Here is a 581-nt window from a genome sequence, read left to right on the forward strand (position 1 = left end):
CTGCCGGCCCCGCCGGCGCGCCCGCGGCCAGGAAGACCAGGGTGATCTCGGCCAGCAGCAGCAGGCGCTCGACCAGGCCGTAGTAGTCCGGCCCGCCGATCGTCTCCGCGACCGGGGAGCCCGGGTGCGCCGCCAGGAACACGGCCAGCAGCGCCACGCAGGCCGCGCTCACCGCCGGCAGCGCGACCCCGCCGGACCCGCGGCCGAGCAGCCGGCCCGCGCACGGCAGCGCGGTGAACACCACGGCCGCCGACCAGCGGTGGATCTCCCCGGCGATCGAGGTCACCCCCGGCGCGGCGTCGGTGGGGAACGCGGCGGGTCAGCAGCAGGCCGAGCGCTCCTGCGACGAGCAGCACCCGGGCCGCCGCGCTGCGGACCGGATCCGTCCGGGTCAGGCCGTACGCGGTCCACAGGCAGGCCGAGGCCAGCGCGAGCGTGCCGCCGACCAGCGCCCAGGCGGTGGCGTCGTGCAGCGCGTAGTCGCTGACCAGGTCGCCCATCGGGTGCACGGCGCCGCCGGAGGCCAGGTGCGCGTAGCCCAGCGCCACCGCCGCGAGCACGGCTCCGCCCCGGCCGAGGTT

General features: G+C 78.5%; 1 protein-coding gene and 1 pseudogene. Both read right to left on the reverse strand.

Translation table 11 applies throughout. From position 1 onward, the window contains the following. A partial coding sequence (locus ACWJ6R_RS37780) for a DUF998 domain-containing protein (protein WP_449066774.1) occupies positions 1-286 on the reverse strand: 286 nt, incomplete at its 3' end. A gap of 43 nt (positions 287-329) precedes the next feature. Continuing rightward, positions 330-560 (reverse strand): annotated as a pseudogene (locus ACWJ6R_RS37785) (hypothetical protein); the annotation flags it as partial. Between the last annotated feature and the right edge of the window lie 21 nt (positions 561-581).

This window comes from Planomonospora algeriensis (genome assembly GCF_977012225.1).